Genomic DNA, 24,330 nt, shown 5'->3' with positions numbered 1-24,330 from the left:
GGCCGAGGCTCACATCATTCCGGGCATGCCCATGCCACCCATGCCACCCATTCCACCCATGCCACCCATTCCGCCCATGTCGCCGCCACCGGCGGCTGCAGGCGGCTCGGGCTTGTCGGCGATCACGGCTTCGGTGGTGATCAGCAGGGCGGAGATCGACACGGCATCCTGAAGGGCGAGCCGGGTGACCTTGGCCGCATCGATGACACCAGCGGCCACCAGGTCTTCGTAGCAGCCGGTGAGGGCATTGAATCCCTTGCCCTGCCGGAGGATCTCGGCACTCACCACGGCACCGTCAGCGCCGGCGTTCTCGGCGATCTGTCGCACCGGGGCCTGCAGGGCTCGTTGCACGATCTCCACACCGGTGCGCTCGTCGCCCTGGCAGGACGCGGCCAGACTCTCGAGGCCGGCGGCCAGCTCGAGCAGGGTGGTGCCGCCGCCGGCGACGATGCCCTCCTCCACCGCCGCACGGGTGGCGTTGAGGGCGTCATCGATGCGCAGTTTGCGGTTCTTGAGTTCGGTCTCCGTGGGGGCGCCCACCTTGATCACGGCCACACCGCCGGCCAGCTTGGCGATCCGCTCCTGCAGCTTCTCGCGGTCGTAGTCGGAGTCGGTGCGGTCCAGCTCGCGCTTGATCGACGCCACCCGATCGGCCACCGCCTGCTGATGGTCGCCGCTGGAGACGATGGTGGTGTCGTCCTTGGTGAGGGTGATGCGGCGGGCGCTGCCCAGGTCGGCCAGCGTCACCTTCTCCAGGGTCATGGCCTGGTCCTCGCTCACCACCGTGGCCCCGGTGAGGGTGGCGATGTCCTGAAGGCTGCCCCTGCGGCGATCGCCGAACCCGGGAGCCTTCACCGCCGCCACCTGCAACACGCCGCGGTTCTTGTTCACCACCAGGGTGGCCAGGGCCTCCCCATCCACGTCCTCGGCGAGGATCACCAGGGGCTTGCCGGCCTGGCTCACGGCCTCCAGCAGCGGCACCAGATCGGTGATGGCGCTGATCTTGCGATCGGTGACCAGCAGCAGGGCGTTGTCGAACACGCACTCGCGCCGTTCCTGGTCGGTGACGAAGTAGGGGGAGATGTAGCCCCGATCAAAGGCCATCCCCTCGGTGATCTCCAGCTCGGTGGCCAGGGAACTGGACTCCTCCACCGTGATCACGCCATCGGCGCTCACCTTGTCCATGGCCTCGGCGATCATCCGGCCGATCTCGTCGTCGTTGCCGGCGCTCACCGTCGCCACCTGACGGATGGCGTCACCCGCAACCGCCTGGGAGCGCTCAGCGATGCCCTGCACCACCTGGGCGGCGGCCTTTTCCATGCCGCGGCGCAGACCCACCGGACTGGCACCTGCGGCCACGTTGCGCAGGCCGTCATGGACCATCGCCTGGGCCAGCACCGTGGCGGTGGTGGTGCCATCGCCGGCGGTGTCCTTGGTTTTGCTGGCCACCTGCTGGATCAGCTTGGCGCCGATGTTCTCGAAGGGATCCTCGAGTTCGATCTCCCGGGCGATGGTCACCCCGTCGTTGACGATCTCGGGGGCACCGAAGGACTTCTCGAGCACCACGTTGCGGCCCTTGGGGCCGATGGTCACCCGCACGGCGTCGGCCAGGGCATTGACGCCCCGCTCCAGGGCGCTGCGGGACTCATCGGAAAAGCTGACCAACTTGGCCATCGTGGGGAAAATCTGCAGTCGCACCAGCGTCCCATGTCAGGGCCATCGCACCGGTGGGGAAAGCCGAATCGCCCCGGCCCCGATAGGGTCGGGCCTGCTGTGGCATCGCCACCCGGATGATGGAGGATCTGCTGCACTCCGCTCTGGAGACGGCCATGGAATCCGCCCTGGAACCGGGCCGGGATGGCGGCGCTGGCGTGGTGCTGGATCCCACCACCAGCGCCAATGCCATGGTGTTCGTGCTGATCGCCGCCCTGGGGTTGGTGATGGCCCTGATCTACGTGCCGCTGCGGCTGTTTCTCACCCTCACCGCCCGCACCCGTCGGCTGCGGCTGCTGCAGCGCATCCGCCAGCTGCGTGAGGAGCTGGGCCGGCCGGTGAACAGCTGATCGCCGCTGGCGGGGGGCTCAGCGCATCACCATGCCGCCATCCACCTGCAGCACCTGGCCGGTCATGTAGGCGGCGGCGGGGTCGGCGGCGAGGAAGCGCACGGCACCGGCCACCTCGGCCGGCTGGCCCATGCGCCCCAGGGGAATGGCCCTGAGGATCGGCTCCTTATCGAGCTCGGCGGTCATGTCGCTGTCGATGAAGCCGGGGGCCACCGCATTCACGGTGACCCCGCGGCTGGCAAACTCCGCGGCACAGCTGCGGGTGAGGCCGATCACCCCCGCCTTGGCGGCGCTGTAGTTGGCCTGGCCGGGGTTGCCCATCAGTCCCACCACCGAGGTGATGTTGATGATCCTGCCGCCTCTGGCCCTGAGCATGGCGCGGCTGACGGCGCGGGTGCACAGGAACACGCCGGTGAGGTTGAGGTCGATCACGCTCTGCCAGTCGGCGCTTTTCATGCGCATCAGCAGGCCGTCGCGGGTGATGCCGGCGTTGTTCACCAGCACATCCAGGCGGCCCTCCTTCTCCAGCACCGCCTTCACCAGCGCCTCCACCTGCTCCTCGTCGGCCACGTCGGCCTGATGGGCCCAGGCCTGGCCGCCGGCGGCGGTGATCTTCGAAACCACCGCCTCAGCGGCCTGTGGCGAGCGGGCGTAGTTCACCACCACGGTGGCGCCGGCGTCCGCCAGCTCGGTGGCGATGGCAGCGCCGATACCGCGGCTGGCTCCGGTCACCAGGGCGACCTGGCCGGCGAGGGGGTGGGCAGTGACCATGGGCGCTGGAGAGAGCATGGCGGCGATCGTATGGCCGCCCCCCGCCGCTCAGCCCAGCCCCAGGGCCGTGAGCACGGTGGCCGGATCAAGCTGCTCCAGTGCTCCAGGGGTGCCGATTCCCTTCACACCCTCGCGGGCCGGCAGCTCCTGCTCGCCACGCCCCAGGGCCACCAGGGGGATGCCCAGCAGCAATGCCAGCTCGATGCTCAGCGGGTCGCTGGCCAGCACCACGTCGACGCTGGCGATGCGGGCGGCCTGCCGGCGGATCGAGCCGTCACTGGCGGTGACCGTGCGCAGGTTCGCCAGCCGGCTGCGGATCCGCTCGGGCAGCTCCTGCCAGCGCGGGGCTGGCCAGTCGCCCGCGCCGTCGGCGGGGGCCAGCAGCAGCAGCGGACCATCGCCGGCCGGCAGCTCGGATGTGGCGGCCTCCAGCTCGGCCGCCGGCAGGGCCAGGCGGAAGGCGGCGGCGTCGAGGTCGACCCCGATCGGCCGCAGGAAGGCTTGCCAGGCCTGGGCCCCCCAGAGATCGGCGGGCTCCTGCACCGTTTCCGTGGCCGAGAACCCCGCGCTCGCCAACCGGGTGGGGATGTGGCTCATCGCCAGCATCAGGTCCACCTGGCGGCCGCTGGCGCGGTTGATGCAGAGCTGGAAGTCGGGTTCTCGCACCGAGCCAAGCAGGTTGGCCCAGTCGGCCAGGGTGGTGCTGTTGAAGGGGAAGGCCAGGGAGCGCTCCACCTGGGGGTGCAGGGCCCAGAGAGGTACGGCCGCGGGGGGGCACACCACCTGCACCCGGGCGTAGAGCCCCTTGGCCACCGCGGCCACCGCCGCGAAGGCCTGGAGCTGACGACTGCCCTCGCCCGGGATCAGAAACAGGGCGCGCATGGCGATGGCACGGGCACGGCGGCCTGATTGTATGGATGCCGATCGATGGGGCCCACGGGCCGGAGTAGCTTGTGCATCTGCTGATCGCCGCCGCCGGCAGTGGCCGCCGCATGGGGGCCAGCGGCAACAAGTTGCTTCTGGAGGTGGCGGGGCGGCCGGTGCTGGCCTGGACCCTGGAGGCCGCCCTGGCCTGCCCCGCGATCCGCTGGATCGGCATCGTCGGCCAGCCCGTGGACGCCGAGGCGGTGGCCGCCATCGTGGCCGCCGCCGCCCCGAAGCCACCGGTGCGATGGATTCTGGGTGGCGCCAGCCGCCAGGAGTCGGTGAGGAGGGGTCTGGCGGCCCTGCCGGCGGAAGCGGGGGGGGTGCTGATTCACGACGGTGCCCGTGCCCTGGTGGAGCCGGAGCTGCTGGAGCGCTGCGCCGTGGCCGTGGCCGAGGGCCGGGCGGTGATCGCCGCCACGCCCGTCACCGACACGATCAAGCAGGTGGACGGGGAGGGCAGGATCACCGCCACACCCGACCGCAGCCAGCTGTGGGCGGCCCAGACCCCCCAGGGTTTTCCGGTGGAGCAGCTGCGCCAGGCCCACGCCACCGCCAGCGATCTGGGCTGGAGCGTCACCGATGACGCGGCCCTGTTCGAACGCCTGGGACTGACGGTGCAGGTGTTGGAGGCGCCACCCTCCAACATCAAGCTCACCACCCCCTTCGACCTCACCGTGGCCGAGGCGGTGCTGGCCTCCCGACACTGAAGTCCCGCAGCTCAAGCCGGCTCCAGCCTCAGCGCAGCAGCTCGAGGCGACCGCCCCCGGCATCGAGCCGGGCCCAGGCGCCCAGGGGCAGGGCGGCGTTGCCGGGCTCATGGCCCACCGGCAGGTTGGCCAGCACGGGGATGCCCAGATCCGCGGTGCGCTCCCGCAGCACCTGCTCGGCGGTGAAGCGGGCCGCATCACGGGCTTCCCGGTCGGCGTCGGGGTCCGTGTCCGCGTCAGGGTCGTCGCAGTCGCTGAAGCGGCCCAGGCCAATGCCGGCCAGCTGGCCCAGGGCGCCGCTCAGACGCCAGTGGGTGAGCAGGCGGTCGATCCGGTAGGGCGCTTCGCCCACCTCCTCGAGCACCAGGATGGCGCCGCGCAGATCGGGCAGGTGGGCGGTGCCGAGCAGGTGGGTGGCCACGGTGAGGTTGCCCACCAGCAGAGGCCCCTCCGCCACGCCGCCCACCCAGCCCAGCCCCGACAGGGCCGGCAGGGGCTCACCGAACAGCAGGGCCCGCAGCCGCTCCTGGCTCCAGAGCGGCTCGGCCGCAACGGTGGTGAGCAGGGGACCGTGAATGGCGCCGCCATGCCCCTGGGCCAGCTGGGCCCAGAGCAGGGATGTGACATCGGAGAACCCCAGCAGCCAGCGGGGAGCCAGCACCAGGGGCCGCTCCAGCAGACGGGCGGCGCCCCAGCCACCGCGCAGGCAGGCCAGCAGATCGGCTCCACTCCGGCCGGCGCCCAGAAGATCGCCGCGCCGCTGCTCATCCCGTCCGGCCAGATAGCCCCAGCGGCGTTCGTGCACGGCTCGCCGCTGCACCTCCAGCCCCCAACTCTCCAGCAGGGCGATGCCGGCCTCGAGCCGCTCCAGCCCCTGGGGATCCACCAGCGCCGAGCTGGCCGCCACCGGCGCCACCCGGTCGCCACCCCGCAGCGGTGGCGGCCACACCAGCTCGGCCGCCGGCCACGGACCCGAGGCTGGGGTCATGGCAGCCGTCCCAGCACCAGGGCGAGCAGCAGCAGGCCCCCCAGGCGTACCTGATGGCCGAAGTGGCGGCCGTAGGCCGCCCCTCCCAGGCCGGGCCGGCGCAGCGACCAGCCCTCGCGCACCATCCCCCCGGCCGCGATCAGGCCCAGCAGCCATCCCAGGGGGCTGAGGCCCCGCAGGCCGGCAGCCAGTCCCAGTGCCAGGCCGGCGGCCGCATAGCAGAGGGTCACCGCCAGCGGCGCCCGGTGGCCGAGGCTGAGGGCGCTGCTGCGCACCCCGATCCTGCGGTCATCCTCCCTATCGGCCATGGCGTACACCGTGTCGAAGCCGAAGGTCCAGAGCACCGTGGCCAGCCAGGTGAGGGCGAGCGGCCAGCCCCCCGCCAGCGAGCCGCTGGCGGCGGCCCAGGGAATCAGCACCGCAAAGCCCCAGCAGAGTGCCAGCACCAGTTGCGGGTAGGGGAACCAGCGCTTGGCCGAGGGGTAGAGCAGCACCAGCGGCAGGGCAGCGATGGCCAGCAGCAGGCAGAGGCCGCGGCTGGCCGCCGGCAACCCCCACGCCACCACCGCCAGGGCGATCAGCAGGCACAGCAGCAGCAGCAGCAGCGCCTCGGCCACGCTCACCCGGCCAGCCGCCAGGGGGCGGCTGCGGGTGCGTTCCACCCGGGGATCGATGCGCCGGTCCCAGAGATCGTTGGCGATGCAGCCTGCCCCACTCACCGCCAGGCCACCGATCACGATCCAGCCCACCAGGGGCACTGGTGGTGGTGCGAAGGGCGTCAGCCAGAGACTCCAGCCGGCGGGGATCAGCAGGATCAGCCGGCCGCTGGGTTTCTGCCAGCGCAGCAGTTCCAACCAGGCCCGCCATCGCGCTCCGCTCGCCGAGCCGGCCATGGCTGTCTCCCACTGCGGGGCAGGCTAGGGGGGAGGCGGTGATGGCAAAGTGGCGCCGCGCCGGCAGTCGCCTGCCCATGGTTCAGGCCAGCCACCGGCGGGTCGCCGCCATCGACATCGGCACCAACTCCATTCACCTGCTGGTTGCGGAGGTGGATGTGCAGCTCTCCACCTTTTCGGTGCTGCTGGCCGAGAAGAGCACCACCCGCCTGGGGGAGCGCGACCCGCTCAGCGGTGACCTCAGCTCCGCCGCCATCGAGCGGGCCTTCCGCACCCTGCGCCACAACCGCCAGCTGGCCGAGAGCCTTGGGGTGGAGCAGATCGTCACGGCCGCTACCAGCGCCGTGCGCGAGGCCCCCAATGGCCGCGATTTCCTGCTGGCCATCCAGAACCAGCTCGGACTGGCGGTGGATCTGGTGAGCGGTCCGGAGGAGGCCCGCCTGATCTACCTGGGGGTGCTCTCGGGCATGGCCTTCGGCGACCGCCCGCACACGATCATCGACATCGGCGGCGGCTCCACCGAACTGGTGCTGGCCGATGGCGCCGATGCCCTCACCCTCACCAGCACGCGCATCGGCGCCGTGCGCCTGCAGCGCGAGTTCTGCCAGCAGGATCCCCTGCCGCCCCAGGCCCGCGGTTTTCTGCACGCCTACATCCAGGGGGCCCTCGACCCGGCGGTGGCGGAAGTGCGCGGGGCCCTGCGCCCCGGCGACGTGCCTCAGCTGGTGGGCACCAGCGGCACCGCCCTGGCCCTGGCGGCCCTGGCGGCGGCAGACGACGACCGGCCCACGGTCAAACTGCAGGGCTACAGGCTCAGCCGCGAGCGGTTGGATCAGCTGGTGGAGCGGTTACAGGCGATGTCCCTGGAGCAGCGCCGGGCCCTCCCCACCATCAACGAGCGCCGGGCCGAGATCATCGTGCCCGGCGCCCTGATCCTGCAGACGGCCATGGAGATGCTCGGGGCCCGGGATCTGGTGGTGTGCGACCGGGCCCTGCGCGAGGGCCTGATCGTGGACTGGATGCTGCGCAACAACATCCTCGGCGATCGCTTCTCGTTCCAGAGCACGATCCGGGAGCGCACGGTGCTGCATCTGGCCCGCAACTTCGGCGTCGACCTGGCCCGCGCCGACCGGGTGGCCGAGCATGCCCTCAGCCTCTACGACCAGAGCCGGGGCCTGCTGCACGACGATGACGGCTCGGGCCGCCAGCTGCTCTGGGCGGCCGCCCAGCTGCATACCTGCGGCAAGTGCATCAACATCTCGGCCTACCACAAACACACCTGGTACCTGATCCGCCACGGCGAGCTGCTGGGCTATTCCCAGGCCGAGCACCTGATGGTGGCCGCCATCGCCCGCTACCACCGGCGCAGCCTGCCCAAGAAGCGCCATGAGTCGTGGCTGCTGATCGACAGCCGCCACCAGCGGCGCACCGTGACCGCCATGGCCCTGCTGCTGCGCCTGGCCGCGGCCCTCGATCGACGCCCCGGCCAGGGGATCGAGGCGATCCGGGTGGCGCCGTTGCCACCCGGCGACGACCGGGGTGTGGCCATTGAGCTGCTGCCCAGGTCAGCGACCCCCGGCGAGGAGCCGGTGGACCTCAACCTGGAGCTCTGGAGCCTGCGCTCCTGCGCCGAGGTGGTGATGGAGGCCTGCGGCCTGGTGCTCAGGGTGCTGGAGCCGGATCGGCGCTGAATCGCCGCCAGCGCACATCCTCAATCGCTCCCATCACTGTGGCCGGCGCTGTGCCCAGGCGCACCTGCACCAGGTCCGGCCGGCCGGCCAGCACCTCCACTCCGGCCGCCAGGGGAAAGCGCTGTTCCCGCTCCAGGCTGCCGCGGAACAGGGTGGTGCCGTCGGCGCTGCGCACCTCCACCCAGCTCGGTTCGCTGGACTCCAGGACCAGCTCGGCCGGACTGCGGCCTGAGCTGGGAGTGGGAGTGGTACTGGGACCGAGCTTGAGGCTGGCGGTGCCTGCGGCAGGGGCAGGGAGTGACCCAGGGGCCTCGCGGGCGGGAGCGTTGGCGAGGCGGGGCAGCACCTGGCGCAGGGCGAGCAGGCCGGCTGCAGCCGCCAGCAGGGTGGCCAGGGCCAGCAGGGGAACAGGCAGGGCGGTGGAGTGCCGCTGGGCCGGCGTGGACCGCTGGATCGGCGGTGGCGCGGGCGCAGTTGCGGCTGGGGAATCCTGCGCGTGGGGCTGGGCGGGAGCGCGGGTGACCCGCGGGGTCTGGAACCCGTCGCTGCTGCGCAGAGCGGCGATCTCCTCGTCGATCTGGATGCCCAGGCTGGTGGCCACGCGGCGGGCCTGGGCGACCACGAACACCGGCTCCGGGAGACCCTCGCGGTTGCCGGCCTCCAGCGCCAGCAGCTGTTCGTGGCCCATGTTCAGGCGATCGGCCTGCTCTGCAAGGGTGAGACCGCAGGCCTCACGGGCCTGGCTGAGTCGCCTGCCCAGTTGTTGCAGTGCCGGATTGGCATCAGCATTCACGCGGCAGAACTCCCTGGTGGAACTGGCACCGGCCTGGGGCCGGGTAACCTGAACGCCGCGAGGTACGTCAGGACTCGCGCGCCATTCTGACCCATGTCTAGGGAGACGCGAGCCGGAGAGGCGGCTGCGGGGGACCGGGGAAGCTGACCGAAAAGATGGGCGATACTGGATTCGAACCAGTGACCCCTTCCGTGTGAAGGAAGTGCGCTACCGCTGTGCTAATCGCCCGGTGCTGCAGGGATCTGGACGATGACCCGCTGGCTGAGCAACCGCCGGAGGTGAAATCCCGCGGAACCGCTCAACAGAGGCAAGTTTACGTCACGGCAGGCAGACGCCCCCAGGGACCGGCGCCCGGCCTGGCTGCGATCGGTCAGCATGGCCGGCATTCCTCGCCCGTTCCTCCCCCCGTGACCAGCGACCAGCCACACGTTGTTCCGCCAGCTGAGGGGGGCTCGGCGCTGGCTGCGGACGCGCCGGTGGATGTGCTGATCGTGGGTGGTGGGGTGTGCGGCACGGCGCTGCTGTTCGAGCTGGCCCGCTACACCGACCTCAAGCGCATGGCCCTGGTGGAGCGCTACCCCCAGCTGGCGCGGGTGAACTCCAGGGCCACCAACAACAGCCAGACGATCCACTGCGGCGACATCGAGACCAACTACACGCTCGAAAAGGCGCTGAAGGTGAAGCGCACGGCCGAGATGATCGTGCATTACGCCGAGCTGCTCGAGCCGGCGCAGCGGCAGCGCTGTGTGTTTCGCACCCCGAAGATGGTGCTCGCGGTGGGGCAGGCGGAGTGCGCTGCCCTGCGCGAGCGCTTCGCCCGCTTCTCCCCCCACTTCCCGGCCATGGAGTTGCTGGAGAAGGAGCAGATCGCCACGTGGGAACCCAACGTGGCCCTGGTGGATGGTCAGCTCCGGCCCGAGGAGCTGGTGGCGATCGGCATCCGCAGCACCTACACCGCGGTCGACTACGAGGAGCTGTCGGAGTCCTTCGTGCAGCAGGCGCGGGCGGCGATCGCCGAGAGCCGGGCCCCCGATGGTGCCCGCCGCCAGCTCGATCTGCACCTGGGCACCACCGTGCAGCAGATCACGCACGACGGTGAGCTGTTCCGCGTGCGCCTGGCTGCTACCCCCGGCTGCCAACCGGGTTGCACCCAGGGCGTGGCGGTGGCAGGCCCGGTTTCTGCCCCGCCGCGCGAGATCCTGGCCCGCCACGTGGTGGTGAATGCCGGCGCCCACAGCCTGCTGATGGCCCAGAGGATGGGCTTCGGCCTGCAGTATTCCTGCCTGCCGGTGGCCGGCAGTTTCTACTTCACGCCCGACCTGTTGCGCGGCAAGGTGTACACGCTGCAGAACGACAGGTTGCCCTTCGCCGCGATCCACGGCGATCCTGATGTGCGCGCGCCGGGCAAGACCCGCTTCGGCCCCACGGCCCTGCTGCTGCCCCTGCTGGAGCGTTACCGACCCGCCTCGTTCTGGGAGTTTCTGCAGGTGCTGCGGCTTGACATGGCCGTGCTGGCGGTGTTCTGGCAGCTGCTGCGGGTGGCGGACATCCGCAACTACATCCTCAAGAACCTGCTGTTCGAGCTGCCCTGGCTGCGCCGGCGTCTGTTCCTGGCCGATGCCCGCAAGATCGTGCCGGGCATGCGGCTGGAGGATCTGCGCTTCGCCGAGGGATACGGCGGTGTCCGTCCCCAGCTGATCGACAAGACGAACCGCACGCTGATGCTTGGCGAGGCCAGCATCGCGGCCCTGCCGGGGCTGGTGTTCAACGTCACCCCATCACCGGGAGGCACCTGCTGCCTGGGCAATGCCGCCCGGGATCTGGAGGCCATTGCCGAGCGCCTGGGCTGCCGGTTCGATCGCCAGCGCCTGGCCCGGGAGCTCTATGGCGAGGCCGCGCTGGCCGCGGCCGGGGGCTGATGGGGGGGGGCATCGTCTTCAGGCGCCCCTCCGCGGAACAGATGGCGGTGGCTGGCTGAATAGAGCCGCGAGCGGGCCTGCTGCGGTGCCGCCAGGGCCGCACTCACCACATAGAGGGTGGTGCGGATGAGTGAGAGCTCGCGGCTCACCCGTGCCATATCGGCGAGAGGCACCACCGTGATCTGCTGATCGGGCCAGCTCACCCGGTAGCCGATCGCCACCGGCGTGTCCGCCGGGTAGTGGCGCAGCAGCTCAGCCTGCACCTCCTCCACGTGGCGAGCGCTGAGGTAGAGACAGAGGGAGGCCCGCAGGGCCGCCAGCCGCGCCAGCGACTCCCGTTCCGGCACGCCCGTGCGCCCCCCGGCGCGGCCCAGCACGATCGTCTGCACCAGTCCCGGAATCGTCAGTTCCCGGCCCAGGGCCGCGGCGGTGGCCTGATAGGCGCTCAGCCCCGGCACCACCTCCACGTCCAGGCCGCTATCGGCGAGCCGGCACACCTGCTCAGCCAGGGCTCCGTAGAGGCAGGGATCGCCATCGTGCAGGCGCACCACGCGCCGCCCGGCGCGGGCCCTGTCCACCAGAAGCTCCAGCACCTGCTCAAGGGTGAGGGTGCTGGTGCGGATCCGTTCGCAGTGGGGGGGCGCCAGGGCAGCGATCTGGGGATTGACGAGGGAGTCAGTCCACACCAGCACCTCGGCCTGCTCGATCAGCCGGGCAGCCCGCAGGGTAAGCAGGTCGGGGGCCCCCGGTCCAGCTCCCACAATCCACACCGGGTTCATGCCCCGGCTCCAGAACCCATCCCGGCGGGATCGGGCAGGGGGCGGCCGCGGCGCAGCAGCCACCACAGCCCCAGCCCGCCAAGGGCGATCAGCACCAGGCTCATCAGCTGGGCCATGCGGATGCCGCCCTCACAGAAGGGCGGCTCGGCGAACAGGCAGAGGGGATCGATGCGCAGGCCCTCGATCCACACCCGGCCGCTGCTGTAGGCCATCAGGTACACGCAGCTGAGGGCACCGGCCGGCAGCCGGATCCTGCCCCGGCTGGCCTGGCGGAACAGCACCAGCAGCAAGGCGGCAACGCCGAGGTTCCAGATCGATTCGTAGAGGAAGGTGGGATGGAAATAGAGCTGCTCGAGAAACTCCGGGGTGCGATTGGCCGCCGGGATCTTCAGCTTCCAGGGCAGGTCGGTGGGCAGGCCGTAGGCCTCGGAGTTGAAGAAGTTGCCCCAGCGACCGATGGCCTGGCCCAGGGCCACCGAGGGCACCAGCACATCGAGCAGGGGCCAGAAGGGCTGCCGGCGCCAGCGGCAGAACAGGATCGTGGTGAGCACACCGCCGATCAGGGCGCCGTGGATGGCGATGCCGCCGCGCCAGATCGAGAGCACATCCACCCAGTTGCTGGCGTACTGACGCCACTCCAGAACGACGTAGTACAGGCGGGCGCCGATCACAGCCCCCAGCACCAGCAGGGGCAGCAGGTCGGCGATCAGGGCCGGATCGATGCCACGGGCCTTGGCCAGGCGACTGGAGAGCAGCAGACCAACCAGCACTGCCAGGGCGATCAGCAGGCCATACCAGCGCAGGGCCAGGGGGCCCCACTGGAACGCCAGGGGGCCCGGGGAGGTGAAGACGGCGAGAACAGACAAGGAGAGGGCCGGCTCAGACGATGCCTTCGGCAGCCTGAACCTTCTCCACCTGGCGCTTCTTCAGCACCAGCATGATCTGGGCGACGGCAATGGCGCCGAAGAAGGCGAGCAGTCCGATGATGCGAAGTGGGTTCTGCAGTACCACCTCGGCATCGAGCTGACCGAAGCCGCCGACGTTGGGATCGTTGGTGAGAGCAGCGCCGGCGGCCACCGTGTCACCAGCAGCCACGATCAGAGCGGGACCGGCGGGGATGGTCTCGCTGACGCTGCCGTCCCCGGTGCTGATCTCCACGATCGTGGAGCCGTTCTCACCGGGGGTGAGGGCAGCGATGGTGCCGGCGGCAGGAGCCGTGAATACGGTGTTGTTGCTCTTTTCACCGGTGGGATATACCTGGCCGCGGCCGCGGTTGCCCCCCACGTGGAGCTGGTACTTGCCGAAGTGGATGCTGCTGTCGGTGGCGGGGTCGGGGGAGAGCACCGGGAACACGATCTCCCGGTGGTCATCGCCCGGCAGGGGGCCCACCAGCAGGATGTTGGGCTGATCGTCGGAGTACTGGCTGTAGTAGATACCGGCCGTCTCCTCCTTGAGCTCCTCGCTGAGGCGGTCCTGGGGAGCCAGGGTGAAGCCGTCGGGAAGCATCACCACAGCGCCCACGTTCAGCCCGGCGCTGCTGCCGTCACCGGCCACCTGTTGCACAGCGGTGTCGTAGGGAATCTCCACCACCGCCTTGAACACCGTGTCGGGGAACACCGCCTGAGGAACTTCGACGCGGGTGGCCATCTTGGCCAGGTGGCAGTTGGCGCAGACGAGCTTGCCGGTGGCCTCGCGGGGACTGTCGTAGTTCTGCTGAGCCCAGAAGGGATAGGCCCAGCTGGGGGAGGCCGCCGAGACCAGCACGGCCAGGGCCAGGGCGGCGCCGAACAGGGGGCGAAGCATGGGGCGCAGCAGGGAGAAGTGGTGAGACGAGACGGGGGCGCGCATCGGTGAGAGGGCAGTGGAGAGGCGGATCAGCGGCTGGGGATCAGGCCCACCAGGGCTTGTCGCCGGTGCGGAAATCGGTTTCGGTCCACTGGGACAGGAACACGTTGTCGTTTTCTACCGACACATGGGCCAGAGCCAGGGAGAGGGGAGCGGGGCCGCGCACCACCTTGCCGGTGGCGTCGTACTGGGAGCCGTGGCAGGGGCAGATGAATTTGTTGGCGCCGCTGCTCCAGGGCACCACACAGCCCAGGTGGGTGCAGATGGCATTGATGCCGTAGCTGCCGATGGCGTCGTTGCCCTCGACGATCAGGTAGGTGGGGTCACCCTTGAGGCCCTGCACGAGGCTGCGGTCGCCTTCGGGATGGGTGCCCAGCCAGCCGGTGCCGGTGACGGCGTTGCCCAGCTCGTCCTTGGCGGTGGTCCCGCCGCCGGAGCCGCTGGCCCGCGGCGGGATGAAGTAGCTCACCACCGGGTAGAGGGCACCGAGGGCAACGCCGGTGACGGACCCGAAGGTGAGCAGGTTCATGAACTGCCGACGACCCATTCCGGGCACATCACTGCTTGAGGCGCTCGCTGGAATCTGGGTCATGCGGAGCTGCTCCTTGGAGCCACAGCAAGATGCGTGCCACCTTAAGGCCTGCCCCACCCCGCCCCTTGTCCGCCGTTCGCCGGGATGATCCGCCCTCCGACAGCGCCGCTCCCCTCAGCGGCACGGAGCTCATCGCCGTGCTGCGCTCCCGCTGGCAGGCGTCCTACGACCTGCAGCTGGTGCAGCGCCGGGGACGGCTCTACCTGCAGGTGATGTGGGCCTACCTGGAGCAGCAGTCGTTCCCACTCAGCACTGAGGCCTACGGTCTGCGGCTCGAGGAGGTGGCCGCCCTGCTCAACGGCATGGGCGTGGCCGCCCAGGTGCGCCGCTGGCTGCTCACCACCACCGGCAAGCCGCGGCTGGGCCGCGCCCTGACCCTGGCCCTCAACCTGCCCCCCGAGCGCTCCTCGGAATTTCTGCTCTAGGGCGTTGGGGGGTGCGGGCCGGGCGCTGAGGTGTTACCAAGCGTTCCACGGTCTGTTGCCGATCCACCACCGCACGCCGGCCCGGCGGCCTTCAACCCACCCAGCCCTTCCGCCCTTTGCCGTGCCCATGACGGATTCCATGCCTCATCCCAGACGGTCCAGCCCCGCTTGGCTCGGCCCCTCCGGGGGCGCCCTGGTGGGCCTGTCGCTGGTGCTGGCCATGCCGGCGCAGGCCGCCCGCTACGAAGCCATCTGCGGGAACAACCGCTGCAAAATCGAGATCACCGACCGCGGCTTTCAGGGACCCGCCGGCCTGATCCCCGCCAACCGCATCGTGCAGTGGAACGCGGTGGGTTGGAAAAACCACAACGCCCTGGTCTCGTCCCTGGGGGCGACCGGCGGTGCCGTGACCGGGACCGTTGTGGGAGCGGTGGCCACCTGCTGGACCCTGATCGCCTGTCCATTCGGGATCCTGGCCGGTGCCGTGGTGGGCGGGGTGGCCGGCTCCCGGGCGGGAAAGTCGGCCGACTATCAGTTCTCCGTGGAGGGCTACGACGCCGGCGGCCAGAAGCTCACCGAGAACTTCCGCTTCATCAACGCAAAGCCCGTGCCTGGGCTGGTGGAGACGCTCACCAGGATCTCCGGCCTGGAGATGGGGGTGCAGCGGGAGGTGGCCATTGCCAAGCCGCGGCCCACCTCACCAAGGCCCACCCGCCCAGCTCCGGTGCGCTCGTCCGCACCCTCTGCCAGGCGACCCCAGGCTCCAGCGCCAGCACCCAGCCCGAGGCTGATGGCCCCTCCCCTCTGGGATGAGCCTGGGCTGCAGGCTGAACCGGCCGATGCGCCCCTGGCGAGCGAGCCGGCCGTGGAGGACCCGCAGGGTGGGATGCCGATCCTCTACGACGCCATCGATCCCTATCAGGGCACGCCGCTGTTCCCCTGAACCGAGGGCCGCAGGCGCTCCACCAGGGCCACCAGGGCCACCCCCACCAGAAACAGCCCGGTGATCGCCCCGCTCAGCAACAGCATCGTCACCGGGTCGGTGGACGGGGTGAGCACGGCCCCGGAGACGGCCGAGAGCACCACCACCCAGCGCCAGCCGGCCAGCATCGCCTTGGCTCGGATCAGGCCCAGGGCACCCAGGATCAGCTGCAGCACGGGCAGCTGGAAGGCCAGGGCCGTGGCCACCATGAGCAGCAGCACGAAATCGAGATAGCGCTCGATCGACCAGCTCGGCTCCACCACATCGGCGCCGTAGCTCACCAGGAAGTTCAGGGCGGCCGGCACCAGGGCCCACCAGGCAAAGGCCAGGCCGGCCGCGAACAGCAGCGCCGAGCCCGCCACCGCCGGAGCCACCAGGCGGCGCTCGCGACGGTTGAGGCCGGGCAGCACGAAGGAGAGGATCTCGTAGAGCACCCAGGGCAGGGCCAGGGTGAGCCCGCTGTAGCCCGCAACCTTCAGGGACACGAACAGAAACTCGCCGGGCGCGAGCTGCAGGAAGCGAATGCCTTCGGCCGGCATCTCCAGCAGCCGCACCAGCGGCTTCACCACCACCAGACAGGCCGCAGCCGCCACCACCACCGCCAGCAGGCTGCGCAGCACCCGGCGGCGCAGTTCCTCCAGGTGGTCCACCAGGCTCATCTCCACCTCGCCGGGAAACTCCTCGGCGCCGGATGCGGTGGCAGCTGTGGCGGGGACCGCGGCGCTGCCACCCTGATCGGTGGGATTCGGGGGGAGGCTGGTCATGGCTGCCGTGCGGAGAGCAGGCTAAGGGCGCGCTGTGGTTCACCCCAGAGCACGTCCCCGCCACGGTGGCGCACCGTGCCGGGCGCCGCGCCGGGGATGCGCTGCAGCTGCTCCACCGGCACCATCACCACGGGCACCCGGCGGTTGGCCCGGCCACGGCTGAAATGGGCCGCCAGGTCGGCTGCGCTCTGCAGGTCGCTGTCGGCTGCCGGGGCCTCGGAACTCTTGAGCACCACGTGGCTGCCGGGCAGTTCCTGGGCATGGAACCAGAGATCCCCGCGGCGGGCCTGGCGGAAGGCGATCCACTCGTTCTGGCGATGGTTGCGGCCCACCTGCAGGGGGATGCCGGAGGGCGTGTGCAGCTCCAGGGGCTGGGGGCCCGCTTGGCGGTTGCCGCCCCCCGTCTGCCGTCGCTGCGGGCCGCTGGCCACTCCCCCCAGCAGCTGGTCGAATTCATCGGCGATCCAGGCCAGCTGCTCCGCTGTTTCGGCGTGCTCCAGGTAGGTGAAGCTGGCCGCGATCGTGTCCAGCCGCTGGCGGTGCACCTCCAGCCGGGCCTGGATGGCCTCCAGGGAGCGGCGCAGCTTGCGGGCCTTGCGGTAGAGCCTCTGGGCCTCGTCGATGCAGCTGCGCTCAGGCTGTCGCTGGCTGAGCAGGGCATCGGCCCGGCGCTGGAGCTCCTCGCTGGCGGGAACAGCGGCCAGCAGCGCCTCCTGTTCCTGGCGTTGGCGCCGTTCCCGCTGCTCCAGGCGCTCCAGCTGCTGCTGCAGCTGCTGCCGCCGTTGCCGCAGCAGCGCTGTGGCCAGATGGTCGCCGTAGTAGGCCGCCAGGGCCCGGTTGATCGCCAGCGCCGTGGGTGGTGCGTCGGCTGGGGGGGTGTGGCTCAGCGGCCAGCAGGCATAGCCGTCACCCAGGGCCTGCCAGCGGAAGCGGTCGCTCGCCAGCGCCTCCAGCCAGACGCCCCAGTGTTGCCAGAGCTGGTGCCACTGGTTGCCGCTGAGCTCACTCACCGGCTGAGCGAGCCAGTCCGCTGGGGCGAGCTGCCGGGCGAGGGCAGGACTGATGCCCTGGTAGGCCTCCCGCAGGGCCCGCTCGAGCGGCACGGGAACCAGCAGCAGGCGGCGTTGCCAGCTCTCGAAGCTCTCGTGGCGGCTGGGGGGGTCGCCGGCCAGGGGCGGCGGCGGCTGATAGGGATCGCCGGTGCCGATCGGCCGCAGCCGCGACTGACTGGCTTTGACCTGCCGGGCCAGGGCCACCACCTGCCGCTCCTCGTCGAGCAGGAACAGATTGCTGTGGCGGCCCATCAGTTCCACCATCAGCCAGCGCTGCGCCGGCTCACCGGGACGGCGGGCAAAGCCCAGCTTCACCACCCGCTCCCAGCCCGGCTGCTCGATCTGGATCAGCGCCAGGCCGCGCAGCCCGTGCTGCAGCTGCTGGGCCAGGGTGCTGCCTTCTCCCTGACGTGGGGGCGTGGCGATGGCGTGCACCCGGGCCGCCTCGGCCTGCCAGCTCAGTTCCAGCCAGGTGATCCCCTGCAGGTGACGCAGGCCGATCTGCAGGCCGTGGGGGCTGGGCTGCTGGGCCTTCTCGAAGCGGCTGGGCAGCAGCAGCGCCCGCCATTCAGCCAGCACGGCCCGCAGGCTGGTGAAATCCATCGGCTGCAGCCTCGCCATCACCTGCGCCGGCTGCTGCGCCGGGGAGACCCACACCGACTCTTACTCTGCAGCCCCACCGTTCAACAGCGATGGCGCGTCTCACCGTGATCACCGGCCCCAGTGGCGTCGGCAAGGGCACCCTGGTGAGCCGGCTGCTGGAGCGTCATGGGCAGATCTGGCTGTCGGTGTCGGCCACCACCCGCGCTCCACGGGCGGGCGAGGTGGATGGAGAGAGCTACTTCTTCCTCAGCCGGGAGGCATTCGAGCGGCAGGTGCGTGCGGGTGGATTTCTGGAGTGGGCCGAATTTGCCGGCAACCTCTACGGCACCCCGCGCCGACCCGTGGAGCAGCATCTCGAGCAGGGGCGACCGGTGCTGCTGGAGATCGAACTGGAGGGGGCCCGGCAGGTGCGGCGCACCTTCCCCGCGGGGTTTCAGCTGTTCATCAAGCCGCCCAGCTTCGCGGAACTGGAACGCCGCATCCGCGGGCGGGGCACGGACAGTGATGGGGCGATCAGCAAGCGCTTGGACCGCGCCCGGGTGGAACTGGCTGCGGAGGGCGAGTTTGATGCGGTGCTGGTGAATGGCGATCTGCAGCTGGCCCTGGCAGAACTGGAGCGGCTGATGCAGCTCGATGCACGCCAGCAAAAGGGCCCCCCGTCCGGAAGGCCCTGATCGTCACGACGCCGTATTCAGCTCAAAGGAATGGCCTCAGCAGGGGCGCGTCATGAGGGGGAGAGTTCAGAGGGGGTGGAACAGGAGATCGGGGAAGAAACGGTTGAACTCGATCATGATTCCGGCGGTGAGGAAAAACCAGATCGCTGAAAAGACTGGTGCCGTGGTAAGAAATTTTTTCATGATTTGGAGTGGGTGATGACGTTGGCGCGCAGCTGTGGAGAGAGTCAGCGCGGCGACACGGTGATGCGATCTTCGGATTCAGTGAGGACTTTGCCGGTGAGCTCCTTGAAGGCGGCCAGCGGCCAGCTGGCGGCGGCGATGGTGCTCTTCAGGGCCAGGGGCACGTCAATCTGAATTTCCTTCATGTTGGCGTCCTTGGCACCCCGCACCGCCATCAGGTAGCTGCGGCCTGCCCAACCGATGCAACCGGCGATGTAGAGGAAGGCAATGCTGGGAATCAGGAAGTCACCGGCATGGCTCCAGCGGCCATCCACGATCAGGTGGGGTAGCCCATCGGTGCCACAGAGGGCCTGGCTGTAGAGCTTGAAGCGGGCTTCGGCCTGGGGTGTTTTGGCCGCGGCGGCCCGCTGCTGGAAGCGGGGACTCTCAGCGCAGGGTGTGAGACCGGCAACGGATGCATCGGCATTGGCAACAGGTGCCAGGCCGAACAGCAGGAAGGCGGAGAGCAGAACCGCGCACAGGCGGGGAAAGAAGTGGCGCATCGCGATGCAGGATGTCACCGACAGAACGTAAGAGCGCAGCACCGGCACCATGCCAACGGTTCTGGCCCTCGAAACAAGTTGTGACGAGTCCGCCGCGGCCATCGTGCGTGACCGCGTGGTGCTGGCCAGTGCGGTGGCTTCCCAGGTGGAGGAACATGCCCGCTGGGGTGGGGTGGTGCCCGAGATCGCCTCGCGCCGCCATGTGGAGGCCCTGCCGCAGCTGATCGAGCAGGTGTGCCGGGACAGTGGCCTGGCCCTGAGCGAGGTGGATGCGGTGGCCGCGACGGTGGCGCCGGGGTTGGTGGGAGCGCTGCTGGTGGCTTCGGTCACCGGTCGGACCCTGGCCCGCCTCCACGGCAAACCGTTTCTGGGGGTGCACCACCTCGAGGGCCATCTGGCCTCGGTGCGGCTGGGCGAGCCCCTGCCCCCCGGTCCCCACCTGGTGCTGCTGGTGAGCGGCGGACACACCGAGCTGGTGCGCGTCGAGGCCCCCGAGGCAGTTCTGCGCCTGGGCCGCAGCCACGACGATGCGGCCGGCGAGGCTTTCGACAAGGTGGCGCGCCTGCTGGGGCTGGGCTATCCGGGCGGACCGGCGATTCAGGCGGCGGCCAGCGGCGGGGATGGCCAGCGGTTCCGGCTGCCTCGGGGCCGGGTGTCGCGGCCGGAGGGAGGCTTCCATCCCTACGATTTCAGCTTCAGCGGCCTCAAGACCGCCATGCTGCGGCTGGTGCGCAGCCTGGAGGCCGAGGGACCTGGCCCCCTGCCCCTGGCTGATCTGGCGGCCAGTTTCGAGCAGGCGGTGGCGGACGTGCTGGTGGAGCGCAGCTGCCGCTGTGCCCGCGACCAGGGTCTCGGCACCCTGGTGCTGGTGGGCGGGGTGGCCGCCAACCAGCGCCTGCGCACGCTGCTGGCGGACCGCTGCCGCCGTGATGGTCTGCAGTGGCGGGTGGCGCCGCTGGCCTACTGCACCGACAACGCCGCCATGGTGGGGGTGGCGGCCTGCGAGCGCCTGGCCCGGGGCTGTCGCAGTGCGGGCGAGCTGGGCGTGGCCGCGCGCCTGCCGCTGGAGCAGGCCGGCTGCCTCTACGACACACCGGCTCCGTTCTGAGCCTCTAGGTTGTTGCTGTATGCCTTTGCCGCCATGGCCGCTGCCGACAAGGATGGGTCCCTTGGGCCGGCCAGCGTTGCCGGCCAGCCGGGCGAAAGGGCCTCGATCGCCGAGCCCTCCACCTCCAGCCCATCTGCCTCCAGTCCATCCCCGCACGAGCAGGGCGCAACGCCCCATCTCGACAGCCCCAGTAGTGATGTTGAACCGGTGAGCCGCACCGAACTCAACTCCTGGAGGCGTGGATTCACACCCCAGGCTGAGATCTGGAATGGCCGTCTGGCCATGCTTGGCCTATCGGTGGGCCTGTCGGTGCTGCTGATCGCCCGGCTGGCGGCCCGCTAGATGGTGCGGCCGCGGAAGGCCTGGAGCAGTTCGCTGGGCCGCAGGCTCTGGGCCAGGGCCTCCTCCTGCACCACCCGACCGGATTCCACCAGCTCCAGCAGCGACTGGTTGGCGGTCACCATGCCATCGAAGCGGCTGCGGCGCATGATCTCCTCAACCTCATCGAGTTCGCCGCGCTGGATGTAGTCCTTGCAGGCGTCGGTGTTGATCAGAATGTCCTGGTAAGCGGTGCGATCTCCATCGGTGGTCCTGATCAGGCCCTGGGCGATCACGGCCAGCAACGACTCCGAAACGGCCTGACGCACGCTGTCCTGCTCATTGGGGGAGTGCATGCCCAGCACTCGCTCCACTGTCTTGATGGCGGAATTGGTGTGCAGCGTGCCAAACACCAGCTGGCCGGTCTGGGAGGCCTCGATGGCGGTGGCCAGGGTGAGGCGATCGCGGATCTCGCCGATCAGGATCACGTCGGGGTCCTCCCGCATCGAGGCCCGCAGGGCATTGTGGAACTGCAGCGTGTGCTGCCCTACCTGGCGCTGGCGGATCAGCGATTCGGCGCTGGTGTGCACGTATTCGATCGGATCCTCGATCGTGACGACGTGCCGGTACATGTTGCGGTTGATCCAGTCGATCATCGCCGCCAGGGTGGTGGTCTTGCCGCAGCCGGTGGGCCCCGTCACCAGCACCATCCCCTTGGGCCGGGTGCAGAGTTCCCTCAGTACGGCCGGCATGCCCAGGTCGTCGAGGGTGGGCACGCGGTGGGGAATCAGGCGCAGCACCATAGCCGGGCCGCGCAGGGTGTCGAGCAGGTTGATGCGCACCCGCGCGAAGGGGAAGCTGTGGGAGCCGTCGAATTCCTTGTGGCGCTCGAAGAGGGCGATCTCCTCCGGACGGAGGATTTCGCGAAGCCAGCGCTGGAATTGCTCGCCGTCGCTCACCGGCCAGCCGGTGCGCACCATCGTGCCGCGGGAGCGGTAGCGCGGTTCCTCGCCCACGCCCAGATGCACGTCGGAGTACTCGCGCTCGTGGGCCAGGCGCACGAGCGCCTCGAGACTCGCGGGCTGTTCAGCGAACGCCGCCGCGACGGCCGGCAGCGGCGGCGGCGGCAAGGGCGAGTTGGGCAGCGGTGAGCTGGGAAGCGGTGCGGTGGTCATCGGGCGTCACCGGATATCCACTCAGCTTCGCCAGTCGGACCGGTTCTGTCAGCATGGGTGCCGTGGTTCTGGCGCGCTCCGTAAGATCCGCCGATCCGCTGTCACCTGCCGTCGGTGTCTGAGCCCCTGGTCACAATCGTGCTCGGCACCCGGCCCGAGGCGATCAAGTTGGCACCGGTGATCCGCGCCTTCCAGGCCGCCTGCGAGTTCCGCACCCGGGTGGTGCTCACCGGTCAGCATCGGGAGATGGTGAGCCAGGTGATGGAGCTGTTCGGCCTGCGGGCCGATCACGACCTGGCGCTGATGGCGCCCAAGCAGACCCTCACCCACATCACCTGTGCCGCCCTGCAGGGCCTCAAGGAGGAGTTCGCCGTCCACCGGCCGGATCTGGTGCTGGTGCAGGGGGACACCACCACCGCCTTCGCCTCGGCGCTCGCCGCCTTCTACGAGCAGATCCCTGTCGGTCACGTGGAGGCGGGCCTGCGCACCGACAACCTGCTCGACCCCTTCCCGGAGGAGGCCAACCGGCGGCTGATTTCCCAGCTGGCCCAGCTGCACTTCGCCCCCACCGAGCGCTCGGCGGCGAACTGCCGCGCCTCGGGGGTGGTGGGGGAGGTGCTGGTCACTGGCAACACGGTGATCGACGCCCTGCTGCAGATGGCAGAGCGGGCCCCGGCCTACGACCTTCCCGGCCTCGACTGGCAGGCCCAGCGCGTGATCCTGGCCACGGTGCACCGGCGCGAGAACTGGGGTGAGCGGCTGGCTGAGATCGGTAGCGGATTCCTGCAGTTGCTGGAGCGCTACCCCGACACGGCCCTGCTGCTGCCCCTGCACCGCAACCCCACCGTGCGCGAGCCGCTGCAGGCCCTGCTGGGCAGCCACCCCCGCGCCTTCCTCACCGAGCCGCTCGACTACGACCAGCTGGTGGCGGCGATGCGGGGCTCCACCCTGGTGCTCACCGATTCCGGCGGATTGCAGGAGGAGGCTCCGGCCCTGGGCAAGCCCGTGCTGGTGCTGCGCCGCACCACCGAACGCCCCGAGGCGGTGGAGGCGGGCACCGCGAAGCTGATCGGCACCGCCACCGCCGACATCACCGCCGAGGCCAGCCGACTGCTCAGCGACCCCGAGGCCTATGAGGCCATGGCCCGGGCCCACAACCCCTTCGGTGACGGCCAGGCCAGCGGCCGCATTGTGGCGGCGGCCCGGCGCTTTCTGGCGCTCGCCTGAGCATCGGGGCCCTGGCCTGAACCGGGGCCGGAATCAGCGCTGCCGCCGGGACCAGGGCGGCAGATCGATGAACACCCGGGTGCCGGCCTCCAGGCCCGAGAGAATCTGGGTGTCGCGGCCGCTGCTGATGCCCAGCTCCACAGGCTGGAACCGGGGCTGACGGTCGGCATCCACCAGCAGCACCCCTGGCCGTCCGTCCTCGGTGACGATCGCCACGGTGGGCACCAGCGTCTGGGCTTGCACGCCACCGGTCTGGAAGCCCACGTCGGCGGTCATGCCGATGCGCAGCTCCGGCGGGCGCTCGGGGAATTCCAGATACACATCGAAGGAGGTGACGTTGTTGAGTTTCACCGCCCTCGGTGTGATCCGCTTCACCCGGGCGGGGAAGCTGCGATCGGGGAAGGCATCCACGCGCACCTGGGCCTCCTGCCCCACGGCGATCCGGGCGATGTCGCTCTCGGGCACCTTGGCCACCGCCTCAAGCCCCTGGGAGAGCTCCACGATCGACGAGCTGGTGGCGCCCGCCACGGCGGCGGCCGTGGTGGTGGGGGTAACGAAGGAGCCGGGATCGGCAAAGCGCTGGGTGATCACCCCGTCGAAGGGGGCGCGCACAATCAGTTCGGCCTGCTCCACCCGGCGGGCCTCAATCCGCTGGCGGGCCGCCTGCACCGCCGCCACATCCACCGCGAAGGTGCTGCGCACGGCGTTGACGTCGCTGAGGCTGATGGCGCCCTGAAGAAACAACCCCTCATTGCGTTCCACCTCGCTGCGGCTGCGCACCAACTGGGCTTCGGCCGAGCGCAGCTGGGCCTGCAGTTCCTTGATGCGCTCCTGCAGGTCACCGGAATCCATGCGGGCCAGGGGCTGGCCGCGCCGCACCATGTCTCCTTCCTCCACGAACAGTTCCTCCAGCACGCCCTGGCGCTTGGGACTCACATTCACCCGCTGCTCGGCACCCATCTCCCCGGAGGCGCTGATCACCCCCGGCAGCTCCCCGGAGCTGGCCAGCACGGTGTAGGGGCCGAGGTCGGCCTGGCGGCTGCCGCGCTGGCGCTGCCACAGGCCCACGCCCGCCACCACCACCACCAGGGCGGCCAGCGCAGCCCACAGGCGCCGCTGCCGCCAGGGCGGTGGCGGCTCCGATGGCCGCGGAGACGGGGAGCCGCTGGCGGGACTGGTGGGGGGAGCGCCGCGGCTGGGGCTGGGCGCCACCTCAGGCAGGGGGGTGCGGGTGGGAATCGGGGTGCATGACGCTGCTCCCAGTTTCGCGGTTGCTCCCCTGGGACGGCGAGCGACCATCCCCCCGACT

The 24,330-nt window shown here is 70.3% G+C and carries 26 protein-coding genes and 1 tRNA gene; 10 read left to right on the top strand and 17 right to left on the bottom strand.

The window, feature by feature from the left end; translation table 11 throughout:
- Positions 1-9: 9 nt before the first annotated feature.
- On the bottom strand, positions 10-1,674 hold the full coding sequence (groL, locus tag KBY96_RS01320; RefSeq protein ID WP_254977396.1) for a chaperonin GroEL: 1,665 nt from the start codon (positions 1,672-1,674) through the stop codon (positions 10-12).
- A 119-nt stretch (positions 1,675-1,793) separates the two neighbouring features.
- Between groL and KBY96_RS01315 the strand changes: the two genes are divergently transcribed.
- Positions 1,794-2,063, top strand: coding sequence for a hypothetical protein (locus KBY96_RS01315; protein ID WP_254977663.1), 270 nt, complete (start codon positions 1,794-1,796; stop codon positions 2,061-2,063).
- An 18-nt stretch (positions 2,064-2,081) separates the two neighbouring features.
- Here KBY96_RS01315 and fabG read toward each other — a convergent pair whose 3' ends face one another.
- Positions 2,082-2,834 carry a 3-oxoacyl-[acyl-carrier-protein] reductase gene (gene fabG, locus KBY96_RS01310; protein ID WP_254977395.1) on the bottom strand — a complete coding sequence of 251 codons (753 nt, stop codon included), beginning with the start codon at positions 2,832-2,834 and terminating at the stop codon, positions 2,082-2,084.
- 48 nt (positions 2,835-2,882) lie between these two features.
- On the bottom strand, positions 2,883-3,716 hold the full coding sequence (locus KBY96_RS01305; protein WP_254977394.1) for a glycosyltransferase family 9 protein: 834 nt from the start codon (positions 3,714-3,716) through the stop codon (positions 2,883-2,885).
- 71 nt (positions 3,717-3,787) lie between these two features.
- Between KBY96_RS01305 and ispD the strand changes: the two genes are divergently transcribed.
- A complete protein-coding gene (gene ispD / locus KBY96_RS01300) occupies positions 3,788-4,468 on the top strand; it encodes a 2-C-methyl-D-erythritol 4-phosphate cytidylyltransferase (protein ID WP_254977393.1) in 681 nt (226 codons plus the stop codon).
- Between the two features lie 28 nt (positions 4,469-4,496).
- Here the strand turns inward: ispD and KBY96_RS01295 are convergent, their stop codons facing one another.
- Both KBY96_RS01295 and KBY96_RS01290 read right to left on the bottom strand, forming a co-directional pair.
- Complete coding sequence (locus KBY96_RS01295) at positions 4,497-5,456, bottom strand: LD-carboxypeptidase (RefSeq protein WP_254977392.1); 960 nt, start codon at positions 5,454-5,456, stop codon at positions 4,497-4,499.
- Positions 5,453-6,349: a 4-hydroxybenzoate polyprenyltransferase gene (locus tag KBY96_RS01290; RefSeq protein WP_254977391.1), complete on the bottom strand. Its 897-nt coding sequence runs from the start codon at positions 6,347-6,349 to the stop codon at positions 5,453-5,455. The genes KBY96_RS01295 and KBY96_RS01290 overlap by 4 nt, the downstream gene beginning before the upstream one ends.
- Before the next feature lie 41 nt (positions 6,350-6,390).
- Here KBY96_RS01290 and KBY96_RS01285 point away from each other — a divergent pair, with 41 nt between their 5' ends.
- Positions 6,391-8,040: a Ppx/GppA phosphatase family protein gene (locus tag KBY96_RS01285; protein ID WP_254977390.1), complete on the top strand. Its 1,650-nt coding sequence runs from the start codon at positions 6,391-6,393 to the stop codon at positions 8,038-8,040.
- Here the strand turns inward: KBY96_RS01285 and KBY96_RS01280 are convergent.
- The gene (locus KBY96_RS01280; RefSeq protein WP_254977389.1) at positions 8,012-8,833 is read right to left on the bottom strand and encodes a helix-turn-helix domain-containing protein; all 822 of its coding nucleotides are present in this window, start codon (positions 8,831-8,833) and stop codon (positions 8,012-8,014) included. The two genes, KBY96_RS01285 and KBY96_RS01280, sit on opposite strands and share 29 nt — an antisense overlap.
- 156 nt (positions 8,834-8,989) lie before the next feature.
- Positions 8,990-9,061 (bottom strand) — tRNA-Val (locus tag KBY96_RS01275).
- A gap of 179 nt (positions 9,062-9,240) precedes the next feature.
- Between KBY96_RS01275 and KBY96_RS01270 the strand changes: the two genes are divergently transcribed.
- Complete coding sequence (locus KBY96_RS01270) at positions 9,241-10,752, top strand: FAD-dependent oxidoreductase (protein ID WP_254977388.1); 1,512 nt, start codon at positions 9,241-9,243, stop codon at positions 10,750-10,752.
- On the opposite strand, the gene cobM is transcribed toward KBY96_RS01270, so the two are convergent.
- The 4 genes from cobM to petC form a co-directional block, all read right to left on the bottom strand.
- Entirely contained in the window at positions 10,716-11,531 is an 816-nt protein-coding gene (gene cobM, locus KBY96_RS01265) for a precorrin-4 C(11)-methyltransferase (RefSeq protein WP_254977387.1), read from the bottom strand. The two genes, KBY96_RS01270 and cobM, sit on opposite strands and share 37 nt — an antisense overlap.
- Positions 11,528-12,397 carry a prolipoprotein diacylglyceryl transferase gene (gene lgt, locus KBY96_RS01260; protein ID WP_254977386.1) on the bottom strand — a complete coding sequence of 290 codons (870 nt, stop codon included), beginning with the start codon at positions 12,395-12,397 and terminating at the stop codon, positions 11,528-11,530. The genes cobM and lgt overlap by 4 nt, the downstream gene beginning before the upstream one ends.
- A 13-nt stretch (positions 12,398-12,410) precedes the next feature.
- Positions 12,411-13,343, bottom strand: coding sequence for a cytochrome f (gene petA, locus KBY96_RS01255; protein WP_254977638.1), 933 nt, complete (start codon positions 13,341-13,343; stop codon positions 12,411-12,413).
- Between the two features lie 76 nt (positions 13,344-13,419).
- Positions 13,420-13,968 (bottom strand): cytochrome b6-f complex iron-sulfur subunit, encoded by a 549-nt coding sequence (gene petC, locus KBY96_RS01250; RefSeq protein WP_254977385.1) that lies wholly within the window; start codon positions 13,966-13,968, stop codon positions 13,420-13,422.
- Positions 13,969-14,033: 65 nt separating this feature from the next.
- On the opposite strand from petC, the gene KBY96_RS01245 reads away from it, so the two are divergent.
- Both KBY96_RS01245 and KBY96_RS01240 read left to right on the top strand, forming a co-directional pair.
- Positions 14,034-14,393, top strand: a complete 360-nt coding sequence (locus tag KBY96_RS01245; protein ID WP_254977384.1) for a DUF3067 family protein — start codon at positions 14,034-14,036, stop codon at positions 14,391-14,393.
- A gap of 196 nt (positions 14,394-14,589) precedes the next feature.
- Complete coding sequence (locus tag KBY96_RS01240; protein WP_254977383.1) at positions 14,590-15,336, top strand: hypothetical protein; 747 nt, start codon at positions 14,590-14,592, stop codon at positions 15,334-15,336.
- On the opposite strand, the gene tatC is transcribed toward KBY96_RS01240, so the two are convergent.
- Together tatC and KBY96_RS01230 are read right to left on the bottom strand one after the other, a co-directional pair.
- Positions 15,312-16,034: a twin-arginine translocase subunit TatC gene (tatC, locus tag KBY96_RS01235; RefSeq protein WP_254977637.1), complete on the bottom strand. Its 723-nt coding sequence runs from the start codon at positions 16,032-16,034 to the stop codon at positions 15,312-15,314. The genes KBY96_RS01240 and tatC overlap by 25 nt on opposite strands.
- 101 nt (positions 16,035-16,135) lie before the next feature.
- Positions 16,136-17,794 (bottom strand): NFACT family protein, encoded by a 1,659-nt coding sequence (locus tag KBY96_RS01230; protein WP_254977382.1) that lies wholly within the window; start codon positions 17,792-17,794, stop codon positions 16,136-16,138.
- An 89-nt stretch (positions 17,795-17,883) separates the two neighbouring features.
- Between KBY96_RS01230 and gmk the strand changes: the two genes are divergently transcribed.
- Entirely contained in the window at positions 17,884-18,468 is a 585-nt protein-coding gene (gmk, locus tag KBY96_RS01225) for a guanylate kinase (protein ID WP_254977381.1), read from the top strand.
- A gap of 66 nt (positions 18,469-18,534) precedes the next feature.
- On the opposite strand, the gene psaJ is transcribed toward gmk, so the two are convergent.
- Together psaJ and KBY96_RS01215 are read right to left on the bottom strand one after the other, a co-directional pair.
- Positions 18,535-18,651 (bottom strand): photosystem I reaction center subunit IX, encoded by a 117-nt coding sequence (gene psaJ / locus KBY96_RS01220; RefSeq protein ID WP_254977379.1) that lies wholly within the window; start codon positions 18,649-18,651, stop codon positions 18,535-18,537.
- 44 nt (positions 18,652-18,695) lie between these two features.
- Positions 18,696-19,193 carry a Photosystem I reaction center subunit III gene (locus KBY96_RS01215; protein ID WP_254977636.1) on the bottom strand — a complete coding sequence of 166 codons (498 nt, stop codon included), beginning with the start codon at positions 19,191-19,193 and terminating at the stop codon, positions 18,696-18,698.
- Between the two features lie 49 nt (positions 19,194-19,242).
- On the opposite strand from KBY96_RS01215, the gene tsaD reads away from it, so the two are divergent.
- Positions 19,243-20,301, top strand: a complete 1,059-nt coding sequence (gene tsaD, locus KBY96_RS01210) for a tRNA (adenosine(37)-N6)-threonylcarbamoyltransferase complex transferase subunit TsaD (RefSeq protein WP_254977378.1) — start codon at positions 19,243-19,245, stop codon at positions 20,299-20,301.
- Between the two features lie 105 nt (positions 20,302-20,406).
- Positions 20,407-20,643, top strand: coding sequence for a high light inducible protein (locus tag KBY96_RS16475; protein WP_396122227.1), 237 nt, complete (start codon positions 20,407-20,409; stop codon positions 20,641-20,643).
- Here the strand turns inward: KBY96_RS16475 and KBY96_RS01200 are convergent.
- Positions 20,640-21,794, bottom strand: a complete 1,155-nt coding sequence (locus KBY96_RS01200) for a type IV pilus twitching motility protein PilT (protein WP_254977377.1) — start codon at positions 21,792-21,794, stop codon at positions 20,640-20,642. The genes KBY96_RS16475 and KBY96_RS01200 overlap by 4 nt on opposite strands.
- A 114-nt stretch (positions 21,795-21,908) precedes the next feature.
- Between KBY96_RS01200 and wecB the strand changes: the two genes are divergently transcribed.
- On the top strand, positions 21,909-23,021 hold the full coding sequence (gene wecB, locus KBY96_RS01195) for a non-hydrolyzing UDP-N-acetylglucosamine 2-epimerase (protein WP_254977376.1): 1,113 nt from the start codon (positions 21,909-21,911) through the stop codon (positions 23,019-23,021).
- Between the two features lie 33 nt (positions 23,022-23,054).
- Here wecB and KBY96_RS01190 read toward each other — a convergent pair whose 3' ends face one another.
- Positions 23,055-24,233, bottom strand: a complete 1,179-nt coding sequence (locus tag KBY96_RS01190) for an efflux RND transporter periplasmic adaptor subunit (protein WP_315859456.1) — start codon at positions 24,231-24,233, stop codon at positions 23,055-23,057.
- Positions 24,234-24,330 lie beyond the last annotated feature (97 nt).

This window comes from Cyanobium sp. ATX 6A2, from assembly GCF_024346355.1.
Lineage (GTDB): Bacteria > Cyanobacteriota > Cyanobacteriia > PCC-6307 > Cyanobiaceae > NIES-981.
Note: the sequence above shows the minus strand (reverse complement) of the source record. Positions and strands in the feature narration are given on the sequence as shown.